This window comes from Mycobacterium florentinum, from assembly GCF_010730355.1.
GTDB lineage: Bacteria > Actinomycetota > Actinomycetes > Mycobacteriales > Mycobacteriaceae > Mycobacterium > Mycobacterium florentinum.
This window is the reverse complement of record NZ_AP022576.1, coordinates 806,131-824,487: the sequence shown is the minus strand read 5'-3', so window position 1 is coordinate 824,487 and position 18,357 is coordinate 806,131. Positions and strand designations below refer to the sequence as shown.

The following is an 18,357-nucleotide window of genomic DNA, read 5'->3' as shown; positions in this document are numbered from 1 at the left end:
AACTTCTCGAACGCACTCACCTCCGGCTCGCCCACCCGCTCTCTATTCCCATTCGGCGCGGTTTGGAATCACACCGACCCCAATAGCCGTCTTCAGCACCGTCCGGCGGCGTGCTTCGACGTTCGTCGCGGCCGGTCGCCGGCCGCGGACGGGGCGGTTCAGGCTGGGTTTGGCGTTTCGGTGTTGTCGAGAGAGGCCTGACGAATCACCTTGTGTACGAAGCCCAATTTGCGGATCACCGGGGGTGGGATTTCGAAGGGGTAAAGCGGCGGCTTGCCCATCGCGGTGTTGATGCGGTTGAAAAACAGCGCCAGCCAGTTCCAGTCATAAAGCAGCCGCTCGATGGGGGCGTCGGCGTAGGAAGCCAGCGGGACGATGTCACGGGGAACGGCGACACTCGACCGATCGGCGACCAGAATCAAGCCGGCCTCGCGCACGGTATTGATCGTGTCGGTGATGTGCAGATAGTGCGCAAAGCATTCCGCGAAGTCCTCCCACGGATGCATCGTCGCGTACTCCGAAATGAACGACTCGTCCCAGTTCTCGGGGGCCCCGAATTGGTAGTGACGCGCGATTTCGGCTTGGTAGTCGGCGCGTTCGTCGCCGAAGAGTTCCCGGCATTCGTCCAGATGGCGCACGCCGGCCTCGACCAAGAGATTCTGGTAGTAGTGACCAACCTCGTGCCGAAAATGCCCCAGCATCGTGCGGTACGGCTCGCCGAGATGCACCCGCAGCGATTCCCGGTAAGCGTCCAGGGATTCCGTCAGGTCGATCGTGATCACCCCACCGGCATGGCCGATCACGATCTTCTCCCCGGTGCTGTAGCTGGACAGCAGGTCAAAGGCCAGCCCGCCGTCGGCGCGCCAGAACGGAGTCACCGGAAGTCCGAGGTCCAACAGCTGATAGGCGAGTCTGCGCAGGTCCACCGCGGTGGACACCAGCTTTTCGAGCGCGATGGTGTCGTCGGCGGCCGGTTCCCGCCGGATCAGGGAATCGGGCAGGCAGCGACCCCGGCTGGCGTGATCCGGCTGCTCCTCGGGTACCAGCCAATTGCAGCCCAGGCCGGCGGCTTTGGTGCACCCGATCCAGCGGCTACCGCCGACCACCGCGGCACCGGCGGCGGTCGCGACCATCGCCATCGACGGCGTGTGAAATCCCAACGTGGCCTGGCAATTCGGGCAACGGTGTGATTCGAATGCAACGAACCCGTGGCACACCGGGCAGTCGAATGCGCGCACGCAATCATCGTGGCACACGAGCGGTCGGACAGCACCCGTCGTGGTCAGACTTTCACGCGCACATGCGATTACCGCAGCGGGTTGTTAGCCCGCACACCGCGATACATGCCCCACCGGACGAGCCCAGGCATCACCACCCGTTGGACCGACCAGGCCGGCAGCCGGAACGCGTGGCCGGTGGGCAGGAAGACCTCCAGCCCGTCGGCCTGGATTCCTACCAGTGAGCCCCACCGTCGTCCCGGTGTCCGATAGGTGCGCAGTCGCCGGCCCGTGAACTCGGCGCGAATGTTGTGCGCTACCAAGGAATCCCCGCGGTTACGCGCCGAACTGCGCAGGGGATCGCTCGCGGCGACGTCACCGACCGCGAAAACGCCGCGATGGCCGGGCACTTCCAACTCCGGCGATACCCGAACGAAGCCGTGTTCGTCGAGCAGTTCGGGCGGCAACCAGTCGGTGTTGGGTTGTACTTTGCCGATTGCCCAGAGCACGGCATCCGCGCTGGCCGGCGGCTGTCCGGTGCTCCAGCTGACGGGTGCGCTGGTGATCTCCGCGCCGGCCGAGCCGTTTGCGATCACCGCGCGGTGCCCGGCGTGCAGCCCCACACCGAGCTCGGTGAGCCGGCCGCGAATCCGTTCCCAGGTCCGGGGGTGATACCCGCCCAATGCGGCGTCTCCAGGGAAGTACAGGTCAATGCGCTTGTCCGGCCACGTGGTTGCCATGTTCACCGCGCTGCTGACCGCCGCCGCACCACCACCGATGACGATCACCGAGTCCGCGCTGGCCAGGCGGTTGTGCGCGGCGTGCAGGTCGGCGCCGATCTCGTCGGGGGATTGCATGGTCGGTTGACGCCAGAATCCGTTCGTCACCCCGGTGGAGATCACCAACGCGTCGAATTCCTCGGCGATCGTCGCGCCGTCGCCACCGCGGCCGAACACGGTTCGGGAAGCCAGGTCCACTCCGGTCAGCGTGGCCTGAACCGTGCGCACTCGATCCAAACCGCGGAACCGGTCGAACGGAATCCAGTAGTCGCGTGCCCAGTCGCCGGGGCGGGAGATCCGCACCCCGAGTTCCTGACCGCTCACCAGCGCGGACTTGGCCGAAATTCCGACCACGTCGGCGTGCTTACCCAGCCGGATCGCGGTCAACAGGCCGACGTCGCCCAGCCCCGCCACTACGACGCGTTTGCGCGGTGCCATTACGCCGAATTCATTTCTGCCGCAATGTGTTTCGACGATCTGGGGTGCGCGCGGCCAGCGGCGCTGGAATCCATGCGGTCCTCCTCGCCTGAAACGCCCGGCTGTGGGAACCGCCGGTCGGAATCGGCAAACTGTAACACGTTCTACTATGCCACCCGGAAGAAGCTACCGGTTGCGGGGAAGCCAGGTGCGGCAGGCGAATTGGTGCTTCACTGAGCCAATCGGCACCATGTTCAACCGCCGCCGTGCGTGCGGTGGCGGTGGTCGCGTTCCCCGGTGTGGCGGGTGTGCGCAGCACACGCCGTCGGCAGCTCCCAGCCACGCAAACGGTGAAGGCGGGCTGAGCCTCAAGATCTTCGCTATTGAACGGCCAATCGGCCGCTAGCATTAGCGCGCGTATCACCGTGGCAGAAAGGAGCGGCTCATGACGACCCAAGCCGACGGCCATCGACACAATCCGCAATTGATCCCGCGCCGGCTGCTGCGCGGCGGACAGATCCATCACCCCGCCGTCCTGGAGGAAGCCAAGCGGCGCAGCGCCAATTTTCAGTTGCGGCTGGCGGACCGGATCACGGCATTTGCCGGATCGATGAATTTCGTCTGGCTGCACGCGGCCTTGTTCGGCGTGTGGATGGCGTTTGTGGAACCCAGTCCATGGCCGACGCTGACCCTGGTGGTGTCCCTCGAGGCGATCTTCCTGTCGACGTTCGTGATGATCGGCCAGAACCGTCAGGCGGCCTTCCAACAGGCCAGGGCCGACCACGACTTTCAGACTCAGGAGCTGGAGCTGAAGACCAACACCGAGCTCACCCGCGACATCCATGTGCTCACCGAGGAATTGCACCGACGGTTCATCAACCCAACGCTTGAGTGACCAGTTCGGTCGGCGAAGTGAAAAGCGTTGGTGGAGCCGGTGATCGCGCGGTCGGTCGCTCACGTTGGGTTGACATGGTGGAACTGCAAGAGACGACGCACCCGCGGTTGCGTGCCGTCTTGCGGGCGGTGGTGCGAGCGTCGGCGCCCCGGCCCGCCGCGGCCAAACGGGCGGCCAAGGATTTACACCGAAGCCTGGGGCCGGCCATTGCGGCGGAGATCCGCTGGGCTTTCACCCCGCCCCGCACCTGGTTGATGGGCGTGGTGGCCAACCTGGTGTTCGCCGTGGGGTGGTTGGCGGTGCAGCCGCTGACTCTTGGGCGCCACCAGGACTGGGTGGTCCTGGTCGGCACCTACTTCTCGTCGTGGATCCTCGCCGACGTCACCACCACGAACCTGCTGGGCGCGGATCACTATCGCGTCACCGCGGCCGTGTCCGAAGGCGTGCCGTTCTGGCGGGTGCTGCTGATCAAGAACCTGGCCCTGCTCGTGATCGTCGGGCTGCCGACCTTGGTGACGGCGGTGGTGCTGACGCTGTGGCTGGAAAACCCCGAGCGCCTGGCCATCACGATCCCGACGGTCGCGGTGCCCATCGTGAGCTGGTTGGGGGTGGGCAACTTCTTTTCCGTGTTGCACCCGGTCGGGGTCGAGCCGCTGACGCGGCGATGGCGCCAGCGTGGTGACCGTCGCCGCACTCGCGGCTGGATCGCGGCGCTGACGCTGCCCTACGCGCTGTATTACTTCGCCGACCCGATGAACGGGGTCGAGCATCAGGTGCTCTGGACCAAGATACCCGCGCTGATCTGGCCGGTGTTCGGCCGCGACACGAAAAGCTTTGTCCACCTGGCCATTGCGCTGACGGTGTGGGCTGTGGGAACAATCGCGGCGGTGCTCTGGGTCCGCAAGCGCGGCCTGCGCATCCGGTGACCTCGCTAGCCGGCCGGGCCGGCGGCCTTGCGTAACAGCGCGCGGGTTCGCGCGAGCGTATCGTCGTCGTCAGCGAACAGGTAGGCGGTGAGTTCGTCGACACCGGCGCCGCGTAGTTCGTCGATACGCTCGGCCACGGTGGCTTCGTCGCCGATCAGGGCGGCATCCTCGGGGCCGGCGAAGCCCTCCCGGTCCAACATCGCGCGATACGACGGCAGCGTGCCGTAAACCGCGAACTCCTCGGCGGCCAGCGCCCGGGCGCCGTCGATGTCATCGGTGACCAGGATGGGCAGGCCCGCGATCACCGTGACCGCACCCTCGGGGCGGCCGGCCGCCGCGGCGGCGTCGCGCAGGGTCGGCCCGATGTGGTTGGCCAGCGTCTTGGGCCCGGTCATCCACGTGATGGTTCCCGCGCTGCGCCGGCCCGCCAGTCGCAGCATCTGCGGGCCCAGCGCCGCGAGATAAACCTCGGGGGCCGCTACACCGGGAATTTGCAGCTCGCCGCGGGTCGTGACGATTTCGCCGATCGCATCAGCCGGTTCGCCGGCGAGCAGCGGGAGCAGTCCGTCGAGGTGCTCGCTCATCCGTCGGACTGGTTTGTCCCAGGGAACTCCCCACCACTGTTCGCTGAATTGCGGATGGTTGACCCCGAGGCCGAGTTTGAACCGGCCTTCGCCGATCGAGCTGAGCGTCAACGCGCGTTGCGCGGTCAGCATCGGATGTGCGACCTGGATGGGTAGCACCGCCGTGCCCATTTCGATCCCGGGCACCTCGCGCAACGCCACGGCCAGCACGCTCATCACGTCGGGCTCCCAAGGCAATTGGGCCGACCATACGCGCCGGAAACCCTCCGCGGCGATCTGTGCAAGCCCCTCGACGTACGCGTCGACGAGTGGTCGCCCCGCGCCGTCACCGACAGAAGTGAACATGGAGATCTCCACGGCACAACCCCTTCTGTAGATGTCTGGAATCAGCCGAGCAAGGACAGCTGCCGCAAGTCGTCGGCGTACTTGTCGATCAACTCCGCGGAGATATGCGGGATGTCCTTGGCGGGTCCGATCTTATCGGCGCGCACCGCGGCGTGGAACGCCTCGGCCGGCGCGGCCGCACCCCGAATCGCCTTCTCGGGCTTGCGGAATGCGTGCAGCAGCGGCAGAACCGACTGCTGACGTTGCCGCTCGGGCAGACCCGTCAGCGCGGTCTGGAAGCGGGCCAGCCACTCGTCGTAGTCGACGATGCGCTGAATCTTGTTGCCAGCCCGAATAAGCCAGTCCACGAACACATCCAGCGAGACGCCGTCGTCGTACGGGTTCATGACGTCGAACGAGCTGTAGCCGGCGGTGACCCGGGAGCCGATCGTGGTGATCGCCTCGGCGATGAAGTCGACCGGCAGGCCGTCGTAGTGTGCCCGCGCCCGGCTGCACGCTGGGTCGCGTTCGTAAAACGAATGCGGGGCAATGCCCGTCACCAGCAGGCTGAAGATCAGCCGGGTGAACATGTCGGGCACGTTGAGCTGGCCACGGTATCGGGTGTGCGCGAGGATCATGTCCGACCGGAACACCGCGACCGGCAGACCGCACAGCTCGTTGGCCTCCCGTAGCAGTACCTCGCCGGCCCACTTGCTGTTGGCGTACCCGTTGGCGTAGTCGTCATTGAGCGGACGAGTGGGGCTCACCCGCCGGATGTCGCCGTCCTCCTGGAACTGACCGGGCGCCACCGTCATCGCCACCGCAATGGTGGACAAGTAGGTGACGGGCTTGATCTGGGTCGTGATCGCCAGCCGGATAAGCTCGGCGGTTCCAACGACATTGGGCCCGAACAGCTGGTCGTAGGGCAGCACATGGTTGACCAGTGCGGCCGGGTGCACGATCAGGTCGACGGTATCGGCCAGCCGTTGCCAGGTAGCCGGGTCCAGACCCAGATCCTGATCGCCGATGTCGCCGGGCAGCACCTCGAGATGCATGGCGGCAAGCTCGCGGAACCGGCTCAGCAGTTCGGGATCACCACTGTCGAAGGCATTTTCCAAGCGCGTCCTGGCGTCATCCGCATCGCGGCCACGCACGATCGTCACCAGCTGGCCGCCCCGCACGGCGAGTCGCTCCAGCCATTCCAGCGTGAGGAATCGTCCCAGCCAGCCGTTCGCGCCGGTCAGCAGCACGGTGTGCGGTGCCCCGGTGGCATGCGGCAAAGACGGTGCGGCGGACAATGTCTGGGCGTCGATGAACTTGTCCAACGTCAGTTCGCCGGTGGCAACAGCGGTTGCGCCCTGCCCGTGCACGGTGCCGAACGTCGGACGTTGGACGCGGGTACCGCGCTGGGCGTCGATGTAGTCGGCGATCGTCGCGATGTCATTGGCCGGGCTGGTGATCACCGACACCGGAACCTCGACGTGGAAGATCTCCGCCAACAAGCGGGAGAAGCTCAACGCCGACAACGAATCTCCGCCGAGGTCGGTGAAGTGGGCTTCGGGGTCCGCGTCCGAGATACCCAGCAAGGCTCGGCAGGCGGCGGTCAGCGTCTCCACCACCGGGCGGTCGGTCGCAGTCTCGCGCAGCACCCGGACCTCGTCGACCTGTGCGGCCGCGATTTCGGTGTACAGCTGCTCGAGTGCTTCGCCGTAGTGGCCCTTGAGCCGGGGGCGTAGCTGCTTGCCCAGACCGGAGAGCAGTCCGTTCTCGTCGGTGAACGGCTTGGTTTCCAGGATGAAATCGACTGGCATCTCATAGGATTGGAGCTGCGCCGCCGCAGCTGTCTGCTGAAGCGATTGGTGTATCGCCGATTTCAGCGCGAGGCTGTTGCCGTATTCGGCGAGTGCTTCGGGGGTGGGCACGATGACAGCCAGCAGGCTGGGCCGTTCGCTGTTGCCGTAGACGAAGATCTGCCGTACCAGTGGCGCCCCGGCATAAATGGATTCCAGGTTGGCCACCGCGACGAACTCGCCCTGTGCAAGCTTGAGAACGTTGTTGCGGCGGTCGACGTAGATCAGGTGATCGGGCCCGATCTCGGCCATCACGTCGCCGGTCTTGTAAAAGCCGTCCTCGTCGAAGACCTCGGCGGTGATTTCCGGACGCTTGTAGTAACCCGGCGTCATCGTGTCGGTCTTGACGAGCAATTCCCCACGCGGGTAAGGCCGGTCGGTGAGGAAATAGCCGAGCTCGGGCACATCGACCAGTTTGTAGTCGATGACACGTTGGCGTGAGATTATGCCGTCTCGGGTCAGCATTCCGGTTTCGGTCAGCCCATAGCCGTCCGTAACGTGCACGCCCAGCATCGAATCCAAGAACGCCTTCATCTCTGCGGCCAATGGCGCACTGCCGACAAAGCCGCCCATAACCCGCCCGCCCAGCACGTGCTCACGCAGTTCGGTCAGCGCATCCTGCTCGGCGGTTGCGGGATCTGCCCCCTCGGCGATCCCGCGGTCGACCACGCCGCGGTAGTGCTGGTACAGCATCTCCACCACCCGCGGAACCACACCGACTTCGGTGGGCCGCACCAGCGCCCAGTCTTCGAACAGGGTGGATAGATCGGACTCGGGGACGAAATAGCTGGTACCCCCGGCGAGGAATGCCGACGCCAGCGGCAACCGGCCGCCGAGGTGATTCAACGGCATGAAATTCACGTTGATCACCGGCAGTCCGGGCGTGAGGAAGAGCATCGACGCCCACAGCGTGGTAATCGTCCGCTCGGTGTACATGGCGCCCTTGGGTGTTCCGGTGCTGCCCGAGGTGTACATGATCATCGCCAAGCGCTCGTTGCTGTCCTCGGTGAACGGTGCGACGGCGGGCAACTCGCGCCCGCGCTCGACGACGTCGTCCACCGTGGTGACGACCACCGCCGCATCCGATCCCTGCAAGCGAACCCGGGTCTGTTCGAAGTTCTCCCGTTGCTCGTCGGCCCCGGCTTGGTAGTCGAACACCATCACCTGCCGCAACGAGGTGCTGGTCAACAAGGATTCGGCTGCCAGATCAAGATATTCGGCGCTGACCGCGACGATCTTCGGTTCGCACTCCTCGATGATCGGGCGCAGCCTCGCGACCGGTGCGTTGTGCTGCAGCGGCACGGTCACCAATCCGAGGTAGGCGCAGACCAGGTCTACGACCAGGTAGTCGGCGCTGGAGAATCCGATTGTCGCGACGACATCGCCCGGGACGACCGGGTTCTCGGGGTCGTTGCGCCAGGCGCTGGCGATCGCACGCACCCGGTCCCACACTTCGCGGTAGGAGATGGTGTCGAAACGCGGGTGCCGCCGCACGGAGGTGCGGCCCGCGGCATCGGTGACCAATCCGCGCGCGCGTTCGCCGAGTGCCGGCCGATCGGCGTAGCCCTCGACGATCGTCTCCAAGACCTCGGTGAGTCGCAGACCCGGCGTGCCGACCGCCTCGATCACTCCGGGAAGCGGAGCAGCCGCCCGGAATTGCGGATCATTGTCGAAATATTCGGCCACCCGCCGGGACATTCGCTCGTCTGGGTCCTCGTCCATCTCGGCCGGTCGCGTGCCGTGCAGCGAGCCGCTCGTCATGGTGTGTCCTTCCGTCGTTAACTCTTCTTCGAAACCGAACACCATCCGGACGTAGCGGGGACCGCGCCCGCCAGTGTGACCTTGGTTACTCATCACAAGGGCGGGTAATCGGTATAGCCCAACGCGCCACCGGTGTAGAGGAATTCCATGCGGGGCTCGTTGAGTTGTGCACCGTAGGTCCATCGCCGCACCAGATCCGGATTCGCCAGATACGCATGGTCAATCGTCACGGCGTCCGCCGTCCCGGCCGTGACGACGTCGACGGCTCGTTCGCGGGTGGTCGTCGTCTGGAACCTGCGGTTGAGCAGCAGGCGGTCCGGCCAGCGGCGACGCAACCAGGAATAGATCGGCCGTTCGGGTGGGACCCGTGCGTGCAGGTAAGCCAACCCCAGTTCGCGGGCGTTCTTCGCGAGAATCAGGTGCGCCTCGAGGTCCGGTTCGTGAATGTCGTTCTCCGGATTGCCCGGAGAGATGCGCAACCCCAGCCGTTCGGGCCCGATCGCCTCCGCGACCGCGCGGATGACTTCGCTCGGAAGCCGCGCACGGTCGTGGGCGGACCCGCCGTACGCGTCGCGCCGATAATTCGCGTCGTAGGTGAGGAATTGACTCAGCAGGTATCCGTTGGCGGCGTCGATCTCGATGCCGTCCGCGCCGGCGGCGCGGGCTCGGCATGCCGCGGCGACGAAATCGGATATCACGCAGCGTATTTGGCAGGCGCTGAGTTCGTGCGGAACAACGAAGGTCTTCTTGCCGGCGGCGGTGTGCACCGTGCCGGACGGCCTGATCTCCGACGGCCCGACGGGCAGTTGACCGTCCAGGATGTCGGGATGTGAGATACGGCCAGAGTGCATGAGTTGCAACACGATTCGGCCGCCGGCCGCGTGGACCGCTTCGGCGACCCGTGCCCATCCGGCTTGCTGCGCATCGGTGTGCAAACCGGGCTGGCCGGGGTACGCGCGTCCCCGCGCCGAGGAGAACGTGCCCTCGGTGATGATCAACCCCGAGCTCGCCCGCTGCGCGTAGTAATCGGCCATCAGCGCGGTGGGCACCCCATCGTCGGCGGCGCGGGTGCGCGTTATGGGCGCCATCAGGATCCGGTTCGGTGCGTACAACGCGCCCAGTTGGATCGGGGCCAGCAAAGGATGGCCAGGGCGTAACAGCCGTGGCGGGAGTGCGCTTCCGGCCGGGTGCGGTGGGTAGAGGCCTTGCGTTCGACCGGCAAAAGCGAATCTTCGAGCCACGATTGTCCGCACCTTTCGTCCAGGGAGTTGACCGTCACGACACCGGAGGTGTGAAGTGCCCGTTGACCGTGCGGACAACTCCATGGTGTCGGTGCGATACCGCCGCCGCTACGACACGTGTCCTACTGCATAGGAGGCATTTCCTCGCACCGCGACGGAAAGTCGCCGGCGCCAGCTAACGGACGTTCGGCTTGATCTCCTCGATCACCCACTGCGCGTAGTCGAGATATTCGTCGACGCCGCGCACCGCGGGAATGGGAACGGCGCTGACCGTCACGCCCTGCTCGGCGAACCAGTTCAACCTGTCGATGATCTGCTCGGCGCTCATGCCCGGCCGGTCGCGATTGCCCTTCTGGACAACGTGCCCCTCGCCGACCCGATTGGTACCCATGCCGTGCATCACCTCGAACGGCCGGCCGTCATAGCACGGCTGGGATTTGATGTAGTCCACTCGTTCGGCGATCTGCTCGGGAGGTGTCAGAAACGCCCACCACCCGGAGGCGTGTTTGGCCGCCCGGCGAAGTGCCGCGTCGGCGTCACCGCCGATCCAGATCGGAAGATGCGGTTTCTGAACGGGTTTCGGCTCGAACGCGACGTTGTCGAAAGATACGTAGCGGCCCTCGAATTGCGGGTTGTCGCTGGTCCACAATTCGACGATCGCGGCGAGGTATTCGTCGGCGATGCGGCCCCGTTCGTGAAACGGCACCCCGAGCAGCTCGAACTCCCGTGCCAGCCAACCGACTCCGAAGGTCACCATCATCCGGCCGCCACTCATCCAGTCGGCGGTGGCCAACGCCTTGGCCAGGACGATCGGATGCTGCAGCGGCAAGACCGTGACGCAGGAGTTGATGGCTATGCGTTCGGTGGCACCGGCGACATGGGCCTGGGCGACCGTCGAGTGCAGATAGTGCGGCCCGGACAATTCGACATGCTCGGCGGGAATGACGAGATGCTCAGGGAAAGCGATCATGTCGTAGCCCCAGCGGTCGGCGCACTTGGCCATCCGGGTCTGGTCGGGCCCGGTGACCTCTGGTTCCCAGGGCTGCATGGTGGCCTTGAGCCGGAGCATATGGGGCAGCGGGAAGACGAATTTCACGCGGGGACTCCTTCTCACGTGCGGCCGACAAGGAAATCAAAGCCCACGGGGGAGCGGTCGTCACCCAAAACCGGCCACATTGCGGTGTCCCGGCCAGCGGTCAGTGCCGCCCACGCTGCCGGCCCGTGTTGTTAACCTGGCGACGTGGCGGAGACCAGCGGAAAGCCGGGCAAAGCGGGACTGGCGGCGACCAGCTGGGCTTTGCTGGGCATGTTGTCCTACGAAGAGGAAGTCTCCGGCTACGACCTGAAGAAGTGGATCGACTGGAGCGTCGACCTGTATTACTGGAGCCCGTCGTTCAGCCAGATCTACACGGAGCTGAAGAAGCTGGAGGGTCTGGGCCTGGCGACGTCTCGCGTCGAGCGCGACGAGGGCACCCGCACCCGCCGGCTCTACAAGATCACCGAGGCCGGGATGGCCGCCGTCACCGAGTGGGCCACCGACGCACCGGTGGATCCGCCGGTGCTCAAACACAGCGTGCTGATGCGGATGACGTTGGGGCATCTGAGCAACCCGGCCCGGCTCAAGGAATTACTGCAGGAATATGTCGCCTATGCCGAGGACTGCCACCGCAAGGCGGTCGACGACGCCGAGGGAGCCGAAGCCGAACCCGCATGGGCGTATTCGGTGCTCGCGCTGCGCTGGGCGGCCAAGTACTACGCCGCCGAGCGGGAGTTCGCCCTGGAAATGATGAAGGACATTGACGAGGCCGACCGCATACTGCAGACGGCGCCGAAGGGTTCTTCGGGCAAAGCGCGGACCACGCCGGGCTACTGGCGCGAGGTCGAGAAGCAGGTCGAGGCCAAGCGCGAAGCCGACTAGTCGACGCCGGCCGCGTCCCGCGCGGCGATGTAGCCGTACACGAGGCCCTGCGCGATCGTCGCTCCCGCGCCCGGATACGTCGTGCCGAACGCGTTGGCGGCGGTATTGCCGATCGCGTAGAGCCCGTTGATCACCGCACCGTCCTCGCGCAGCACCCGCGCCCGGTGGTCGGCTTTCAATCCGCCGCAGGTGCCCAGGTCGCTCAGCACCATCTTGACGGCGTAAAACGGTCCCTTGGTCAGCGCGCGCAGGTTGGGATTGGGTGAGATCGTCGGGTCGCCGTAATAGCGGTCGTAGGCACTGCGTCCCCGGCCGAAGTCGGGATCGGCACCGGCAGCGGCGTTTTGGTTGAAAGCGGTGACCGTCGCCGTGAAATCCGCAATCGGCAAGCCGATCCGCGCGCCCAGTTCGGCGAAGTCGTCGGCGCGTACCGCGATGCCGGCGTCGTACCAGGTCTGCGGGATGCGCATCCGCGGAAACAGTTGGGCGCCAAAGACATAGCTGTTGCGGTACTGCTGGTCGAAGATGATCCACATCGATTCGACCGGGCTGCCCGATCGCTCCAGCTCGAGCAGCCGCTGGCCGAAGGACATGTAGTCCGACGACTCGTTGGCGAAGCGGCGGCCGTGCTGGTTCACGATCAGGCTGCCCGGCAGCGACCGTTCGGCCAGCATCACGGCGGGTGGCTGACCGGGCAGCGGCGCGACGGCGGGGAACCACCACGCCTGGTCCATCAGATCGATGCCGCCGCCGAGTTCTTGCCCGGCACGAATACCGTCGCCGGTATTGGCCGCCGCGCCGAGACTCAGGTTGGCGTCCAGCGACTCCGACTGAAATTTCCACCGCATGTCCATGCTGTGGTCGAAACCGCCGGTGGCCAGCACGACGCCGCACCGGGCGGTGATCAGCACCTCGCGGCCGCAGTGTGAAACCACCGCGCCCCGCACCCGGTCACCGTCGAGGTCGAGGCGCAGCAGGCTGGTGTCGGTCCACACCGGGATGCCGGCGCGCAACAGGCCCGCGAACAGGCCGGCCGCCAGGCCCTGACCGCCGGCGGCGTAACGCCGGCCCAGCATCCGGCCGCCCACCCCTTGCGCGATTCGCTTGGCGAACGTCGGAATTCCCTTGCGCGGCACCCGCGCCACCAGGTTCATCCAGCGGTAGTCGGCACCCGTCGTCGGGACCGGGACACTCGCCTCCATCAAGCCCGGCTCCAACCGGGTGCGGTACGCGCCGAGCAGCGACGTGTCGAACGGGTGGCACTCGCAGGTGCGGCCCGCCGCGCTGCCACCGGGCTCCTCGGGGTGGTAATCGGAATAGTCGCGCGCCCAGAAGAAGCGCAGCGCGGTGGTCCGCCGCAGCATGTCGACCGTCGCGGACACGTGCGTCAAGAATCCCGTCGAGCGCTGCCGCGGCGCCGAACCCGCCACCACCGAGTCCAGGTAGGTGGCGGCGTGCTCCGGCGTATCGCCGGCGCCGGCCTGGGCCAGCACCGGGCCGGCGGGCAGCCACAGGGCGCCACCGGAGCGGGCGGTCGAGCCGCCCACGTGCGACGCCTTCTCCACGACCAGCACCGACAGCCCGAGTTCGTGAGCGGCCAGCGCCGCCGCCATCCCGGTGCCCGAGCCGACGACCAGCAGGTCGACGGCGGTGTCGGTCACGGCAAGCCCGGCAGGGATCGTCGCGCTGTGTGCTGTCACGCCGAGAACGGTATGTCGCGTCGACCAGGCGGCGGACTAGTCGTCCTGATGAGTGGAACGGCAACCCCCATTGGTGCTTTTTGTGGCGTTAAATCATGCCCATGCATGACACCGACGAAATTCGGCTCATTGAAGCCCAAGCCGCACCGACGCGGTTTGCCCGCGGCTGGCATTGCCTGGGGCTGATCAGAGATTTCGGTGACGGCAAGCCGCACGCGATCAACGCCTTCGGTCAGAAACTTGTCGTCTTCCGCAGCGGGAACGGCGAGCTCAACGTTCTCGACAGCTACTGCCGGCACATGGGCGGTGACCTGTCCCAGGGCGAGGTGAAGGGCGACGAGATCGCCTGCCCGTTCCACGACTGGCGCTGGGGCGGTGACGGGCGCTGCAAGCAGGTGCCCTACGCCCGGCGCGCACCCAAGCTGGCCCGCACGGCGACCTGGACGACGCTGGAGCAGGACGGCATGTTGTTCGTCTGGAACGACCCGGAGCGCAAACCGCCGCCGCCGGGGGTGACGATCCCGCGCATCGAGGGAGCCACCAGCGACGAGTGGACCGACTGGCACTGGTACACCACGGTCGTCGGAACCAGCAACTGCCGCGAAATCATCGACAACGTCGTGGATATGGCGCACTTCTACTACATCCACGGCGCGTTGCCGACCTACTTCAAGAACATCTTCGAGGGACACGTCGCGACGCAGTACATGAACGGCGAGGGCCGCCCCGACATGGGTGGCACCGAAGGCTCACGGATGCTGGGCAACACCTCGGTGGCGTCCTACTACGGGCCGTCCTTCATGATCGACGACCTGACCTACCATTACGAGTACGGTGACGCGCAGTCCGTTCTGATCAACTGCCATTATCCGATCGACTCCAATTCCTTTGTGCTGCAATACGGCATCATCGTCAAGAAGTCCGAAGCGCTGCCCGGCGACGACCCCATGCAAACCGCGATCCAGCTCGGCGACTACGTCAAGCTCGGTTTCGAGCAGGACGTCGAGATCTGGCGGCACAAGGCACGCATCGACAACCCGCTGCTGGTCGAGGAGGACGGCCCGGTGTATCAGCTGCGTCGCTGGTATGAGCAGTTCTACGTCGACGTCGCCGACGTGCAGCCGGACATGGTGGACCGTTTCGAGTTCGAGCTGGACACGACCCGGCCGTACGAGGCGTGGATGAAAGAGGTCGAAGCGAACATGGCGGCGCAAGGTTCGGTGTGATGGCGCTCGATTCGCCTGTGCGGACGGACAATCGGCTCGACGAGATGCCGATGCTGCCCGTGGCATGCGGTAGCTGCGGCGCGCAGGTGCTGGTCCGCAAGAGCACCTGGAACCAGACCAGTGTGCAGTGGAATGCGGAGGCGACCGACCGGTGTGCCGAGCGGGCCGAAGCCCGCAAGGTGTCCGCGCACGCCGGCCGTGGGGTGTTCCTGGTGTGTTCGGCGCTGCGCGAGTCGATCGTCGAGGCGGTGCGCCGCGGGGAACTGGCCATCGTCGACGAGTAGCCGACACACGTAAATCGCACCCCGGCTGCGTGATTCGTCCAGAATGGCGCGTGACGCGGCCAGTGAACTCGGCTGCACGCGCCTAGCCTCGGCTCAATGGCTGACAGCAGAGTCGACTACCTCGTCATCGGTGCCGGATCGGCGGGATGTGTGTTGGCATCCCGCCTGGTCGAGGGCACCGGGTTGCGGGTTGCGCTACTGGAAGCCGGACCCGACACCGGGCCGGAAGCGATGTACAGCGGGATCCCGCTGGACGCGATGAGTCTGTGGCGATCCCCGGTGGATTGGGCGCTGAGCACCACACCTCAGGCCGGACTGGACGGCGCGGTGATCGGCTGCCCGCGCGGGAAGGTATTGGGCGGATCCAGCAGCATCAACGGCCTCGTCCACCTCCGCGGGCACGCCTCCAGCTACGACGCGTGGGAAAAGCAAGGCGCCAGCGGCTGGAACTACCGGACGATGTTGCCGTATCTCAAACGCAGTGAGCGCGCGGACGGACGGGACCCCGAAGTCCGGGGGCTGGCCGGTCCGATGCGGGTGGGAGAGCTCCCGGCACCGAATTCCCTTGCGCGAGCGGCGTATCAAGCGGTACTAGAAGCCGGCTACCCGGAAACGCCCGACGCTAACGGCGCGGCGGCCGAGGGCGTGTCGTGGGTGGAACAGAATGTCGTGGAGGACAAGCGGCAGAGCGCTGCCGATGCCTACCTGGGGACTGTGTGCTCGAATCCCAATCTGACCGTCGTGACCCAGGCCCACGTGAGGCAGCTGGTCATGGCCGGTTCGCGCTGCCTCGGTGCCCGGTACTCGAAAGATGGCCTGAGCCAGGACATCTATGCCGACCGCGAAGTGATCTTGTGTGCGGGCGCGATCGGATCGCCGAACGTGCTGATGCGGTCGGGGATCGGACCTGCCGCCCAGCTTCGCGAACACGGTGTGCCCGTGGTGATCGATCTTCCTGGCGTCGGTGAGAATCTTCAGGATCATCCCATCGCGTGGGTGTCCTACGACGCCAAGCGCGGCGCCGAGGAAACCCCGCTTCGCCCGCTGCAGTTGCTGACCCGCAGCCACGCGCACGATGACCCCGACGTGCTGATGATGTTCGCCGAAGCCGCCATCGACCCGCGCTGGCAGGGTGCGAGTCCGGGGCTCTCCGTGGTGTTTTCGGTGGTGCGCCCGATGAGCCGGGGACCGATATCGCTCGGATGGTCGTGGCGTTACGGCAGGCACGCGAAATCGCGCATGGCGCCGCATTGACGCCCTGGTGCGGTGCGGAACTTCTTCCCGGCGAACAAGTCCAGAGCGACGAGGATTGCCGCGCGTTCCTGCGGCGTAGCACGGATTCCTTCTTCCACCTGGTCGGCACGTGCCGAATCGGTACGGACGACCTTGCGGTGGTGGACCCGCAATTGCGTGTGCACGGGGTTGACGGCCTGCGGGTTGTCGACGCCTCGGTGATGCCCTCGCCGGTATCGGCGCCGACGAACGCGGCGATACTCGGGATCGCGGAGCGGGCAGCCGAGCTGATCACTTCCGGCGCGGATCTGGATGGCTCTGTGTCGCAAGCACATTCGCTCGCTCCGCCATTGCCGACCCGACATACTCCGGTTCGGTGAGTAGGTAGAAGCGACCCTCGGCGGCCTGCTCGAAGATCGTCGCGGCGGCCGCCCGCGCATCCATGGCCGCTGCCTTCACGTCCAGCATCGCCGCGCGCTGCGCCTCGGCCACCGCGGCGTCACCGCTCGCGTCGACACCGCCGGCCGATTCGAAGATGTTGGATTTCACGGCGCCGGGCAACACCGCCTGCACGTGAATGTGCTGGCCGTGCCCGGCGGACCGCACGTCGAGATACAGACATTCGGTCAACGCCAGCACCGCGTGCTTGCTCACGATGTAGGGCGCCTGCAGCGGAATTGCCACCACGCCGCCGACCGACGACAGGTTCCACACCCAGGCGGGCGCGTCGGTGGCCATCATCTTCGGCAGAAAAGCACGCACGCCGTGGAACACTCCGCTGACGTTGACGTCGACGACCCGCTGCCAGTTGGCGACGGGCGTGTCCCACAGATAGCCGAACTGCTCGACGCCCGCGTTGTTGACGAGCAGCCGCACCGGGCCAATATCGCGGTAGGTGCGCTCGGCGAGCTGCTGGACCGCATCCGGGTCGCGCACGTCGCACACCAGGTCGACGGCCGATCCGCCCGCGGCGCAGAGCTCTTCGCGCACTGCGGCCACGGCATCGGCGTCAATGTCGGCGAGCACCACCGTCATTCCAAGTGTTATCGCGTGACGGGCCAGGCCCGCGCCGATGCCGGAGCCGGCTCCGGTGATGACCGCGACGCCGCCGGCGAACGGATTCACGCGTATTGCAACGCGGGACGTACCGGCCGGATCGGACGCAGCGGCTGCAGGGTCGGTGCCACCCGGCGCGGGCCGTCCTCGGCGTTGCGCCAGATGCCCATCGCCGTCATGCGCACCGGTGCGGTCAGTCGCTGATCGAACGTCATCCGGTTCATCGGGCCGCAGACCGACACCGCCGCGACGGCCTCGCCCGGTCCGCCGATGGGCGCTGCGACACAACCGAATCCGGGCAGCGACTCCTCGCGTTCGAATGCGACGCCGTGGGCGCGCACCTTGGCCAGTTCCGCGGCCAGCTGCGAGCTGGTGGCGACCGAATACTTGGTCTTGCGCACCTGCAGATCGACCTGGGTGTCGTCGTCGCGGTAGGCCAAGATCGCCTTGCCCACGGCGGTGCAATGCGCGGGCTGCCGGCTGCCGACACGGGTGGGGATCGCGTCGGCCATGCGGTCGCCGACCTTGTCGAGGTAGACCACATCCGGTCCGTCCAGCACCGCCAGGTGTGCGACCAGCCCGGTGGCGCGGTGCAGTTCGCCCAGCAGCGGACCGGCCGCACGGACCAGGCGGTCCTGATGCACGGCCAGCGACCCGAGTTCCACCAAGCGCATCCCGAGCTCGTAGTCGCGACCGCTGCGGCGCAGCCAGCGCAGCTGCACCAGGCGCTCGAGCATCCGGTGCGCCGAGGAGCGGGGCAGGCCGGTGCGCCGCACGATCTGTGCCAGGGTCAGCCGGCCCGGCCCGTCGAACGCGTCGAGGACCAGCGAAATGCGGTCGATGACGGCCGTGGGAGTGCTGGGTTCTGCGGTCGCAACGGTGCGCGCGGTCCCTGACATCGGTCCTCCATGTGTGTCTGGCTGACATATTCCTATTAGGAATATTC

The 18,357-nt window shown here is 66.4% G+C and carries 16 protein-coding genes; 7 read left to right on the top strand and 9 right to left on the bottom strand.

Annotation, left to right across the window (positions count from 1 at the left end):
• Positions 1-158: 158 nt before the first annotated feature.
• A complete protein-coding gene (locus G6N55_RS03975; RefSeq protein ID WP_085225142.1) occupies positions 159-1,238 on the bottom strand; it encodes a zinc-binding metallopeptidase family protein in 1,080 nt (359 codons plus the stop codon).
• Between the two features lie 68 nt (positions 1,239-1,306).
• On the bottom strand, positions 1,307-2,434 hold the full coding sequence (locus G6N55_RS03970; protein WP_085225144.1) for an FAD-dependent oxidoreductase: 1,128 nt from the start codon (positions 2,432-2,434) through the stop codon (positions 1,307-1,309).
• A 424-nt stretch (positions 2,435-2,858) separates the two neighbouring features.
• On the opposite strand from G6N55_RS03970, the gene G6N55_RS03965 reads away from it, so the two are divergent.
• Together G6N55_RS03965 and G6N55_RS03960 are read left to right on the top strand one after the other, a co-directional pair.
• A complete protein-coding gene (locus tag G6N55_RS03965) occupies positions 2,859-3,308 on the top strand; it encodes a DUF1003 domain-containing protein (protein ID WP_085225145.1) in 450 nt (149 codons plus the stop codon).
• Positions 3,309-3,382: 74 nt separating this feature from the next.
• On the top strand, positions 3,383-4,234 hold the full coding sequence (locus G6N55_RS03960; protein ID WP_179968117.1) for a hypothetical protein: 852 nt from the start codon (positions 3,383-3,385) through the stop codon (positions 4,232-4,234).
• A 5-nt stretch (positions 4,235-4,239) separates the two neighbouring features.
• Here G6N55_RS03960 and G6N55_RS03955 read toward each other — a convergent pair whose 3' ends face one another.
• From G6N55_RS03955 to G6N55_RS03940, 4 genes are all read right to left on the bottom strand, one after another.
• On the bottom strand, positions 4,240-5,163 hold the full coding sequence (locus G6N55_RS03955) for a TIGR03564 family F420-dependent LLM class oxidoreductase (protein WP_139827018.1): 924 nt from the start codon (positions 5,161-5,163) through the stop codon (positions 4,240-4,242).
• 41 nt (positions 5,164-5,204) lie between these two features.
• Positions 5,205-8,714, bottom strand: coding sequence for a carboxylic acid reductase (car, locus tag G6N55_RS03950; RefSeq protein WP_163667691.1), 3,510 nt, complete (start codon positions 8,712-8,714; stop codon positions 5,205-5,207).
• A gap of 131 nt (positions 8,715-8,845) precedes the next feature.
• Positions 8,846-9,892: an alkene reductase gene (locus G6N55_RS03945; RefSeq protein WP_264002035.1), complete on the bottom strand. Its 1,047-nt coding sequence runs from the start codon at positions 9,890-9,892 to the stop codon at positions 8,846-8,848.
• A gap of 277 nt (positions 9,893-10,169) precedes the next feature.
• The gene (locus tag G6N55_RS03940) at positions 10,170-11,090 is read right to left on the bottom strand and encodes a TIGR03619 family F420-dependent LLM class oxidoreductase (RefSeq protein WP_085225151.1); all 921 of its coding nucleotides are present in this window, start codon (positions 11,088-11,090) and stop codon (positions 10,170-10,172) included.
• Between the two features lie 210 nt (positions 11,091-11,300).
• Here G6N55_RS03940 and G6N55_RS03935 point away from each other — a divergent pair, with 210 nt between their 5' ends.
• Positions 11,301-11,912: a PadR family transcriptional regulator gene (locus G6N55_RS03935; protein WP_085225352.1), complete on the top strand. Its 612-nt coding sequence runs from the start codon at positions 11,301-11,303 to the stop codon at positions 11,910-11,912.
• Here the strand turns inward: G6N55_RS03935 and G6N55_RS03930 are convergent.
• Positions 11,909-13,612, bottom strand: a complete 1,704-nt coding sequence (locus G6N55_RS03930) for a 3-ketosteroid-delta-1-dehydrogenase (protein ID WP_085225152.1) — start codon at positions 13,610-13,612, stop codon at positions 11,909-11,911. The two genes, G6N55_RS03935 and G6N55_RS03930, sit on opposite strands and share 4 nt — an antisense overlap.
• 101 nt (positions 13,613-13,713) lie before the next feature.
• Here G6N55_RS03930 and G6N55_RS03925 point away from each other — a divergent pair, with 101 nt between their 5' ends.
• From G6N55_RS03925 to G6N55_RS03910, 4 genes are all read left to right on the top strand, one after another.
• A complete protein-coding gene (locus G6N55_RS03925) occupies positions 13,714-14,838 on the top strand; it encodes a Rieske 2Fe-2S domain-containing protein (RefSeq protein ID WP_085225154.1) in 1,125 nt (374 codons plus the stop codon).
• A complete protein-coding gene (locus G6N55_RS03920; RefSeq protein ID WP_085225156.1) occupies positions 14,838-15,122 on the top strand; it encodes a ferredoxin in 285 nt (94 codons plus the stop codon). The genes G6N55_RS03925 and G6N55_RS03920 overlap by 1 nt, the downstream gene beginning before the upstream one ends.
• A 96-nt stretch (positions 15,123-15,218) precedes the next feature.
• Positions 15,219-16,376: a GMC family oxidoreductase gene (locus G6N55_RS03915; RefSeq protein WP_085225158.1), complete on the top strand. Its 1,158-nt coding sequence runs from the start codon at positions 15,219-15,221 to the stop codon at positions 16,374-16,376.
• A complete protein-coding gene (locus tag G6N55_RS03910; RefSeq protein WP_085225160.1) occupies positions 16,325-16,735 on the top strand; it encodes a GMC oxidoreductase in 411 nt (136 codons plus the stop codon). The genes G6N55_RS03915 and G6N55_RS03910 overlap by 52 nt, the downstream gene beginning before the upstream one ends.
• Here G6N55_RS03910 and G6N55_RS29690 read toward each other — a convergent pair.
• Positions 16,647-17,480: an SDR family NAD(P)-dependent oxidoreductase gene (locus G6N55_RS29690; RefSeq protein ID WP_232078918.1), complete on the bottom strand. Its 834-nt coding sequence runs from the start codon at positions 17,478-17,480 to the stop codon at positions 16,647-16,649. The genes G6N55_RS03910 and G6N55_RS29690 overlap by 89 nt on opposite strands.
• Positions 17,477-18,310 (bottom strand): IclR family transcriptional regulator, encoded by an 834-nt coding sequence (locus G6N55_RS29685; RefSeq protein ID WP_232078917.1) that lies wholly within the window; start codon positions 18,308-18,310, stop codon positions 17,477-17,479. Before G6N55_RS29685 ends, G6N55_RS29690 begins: the two co-directional genes overlap by 4 nt.
• Between the last annotated feature and the right edge of the window lie 47 nt (positions 18,311-18,357).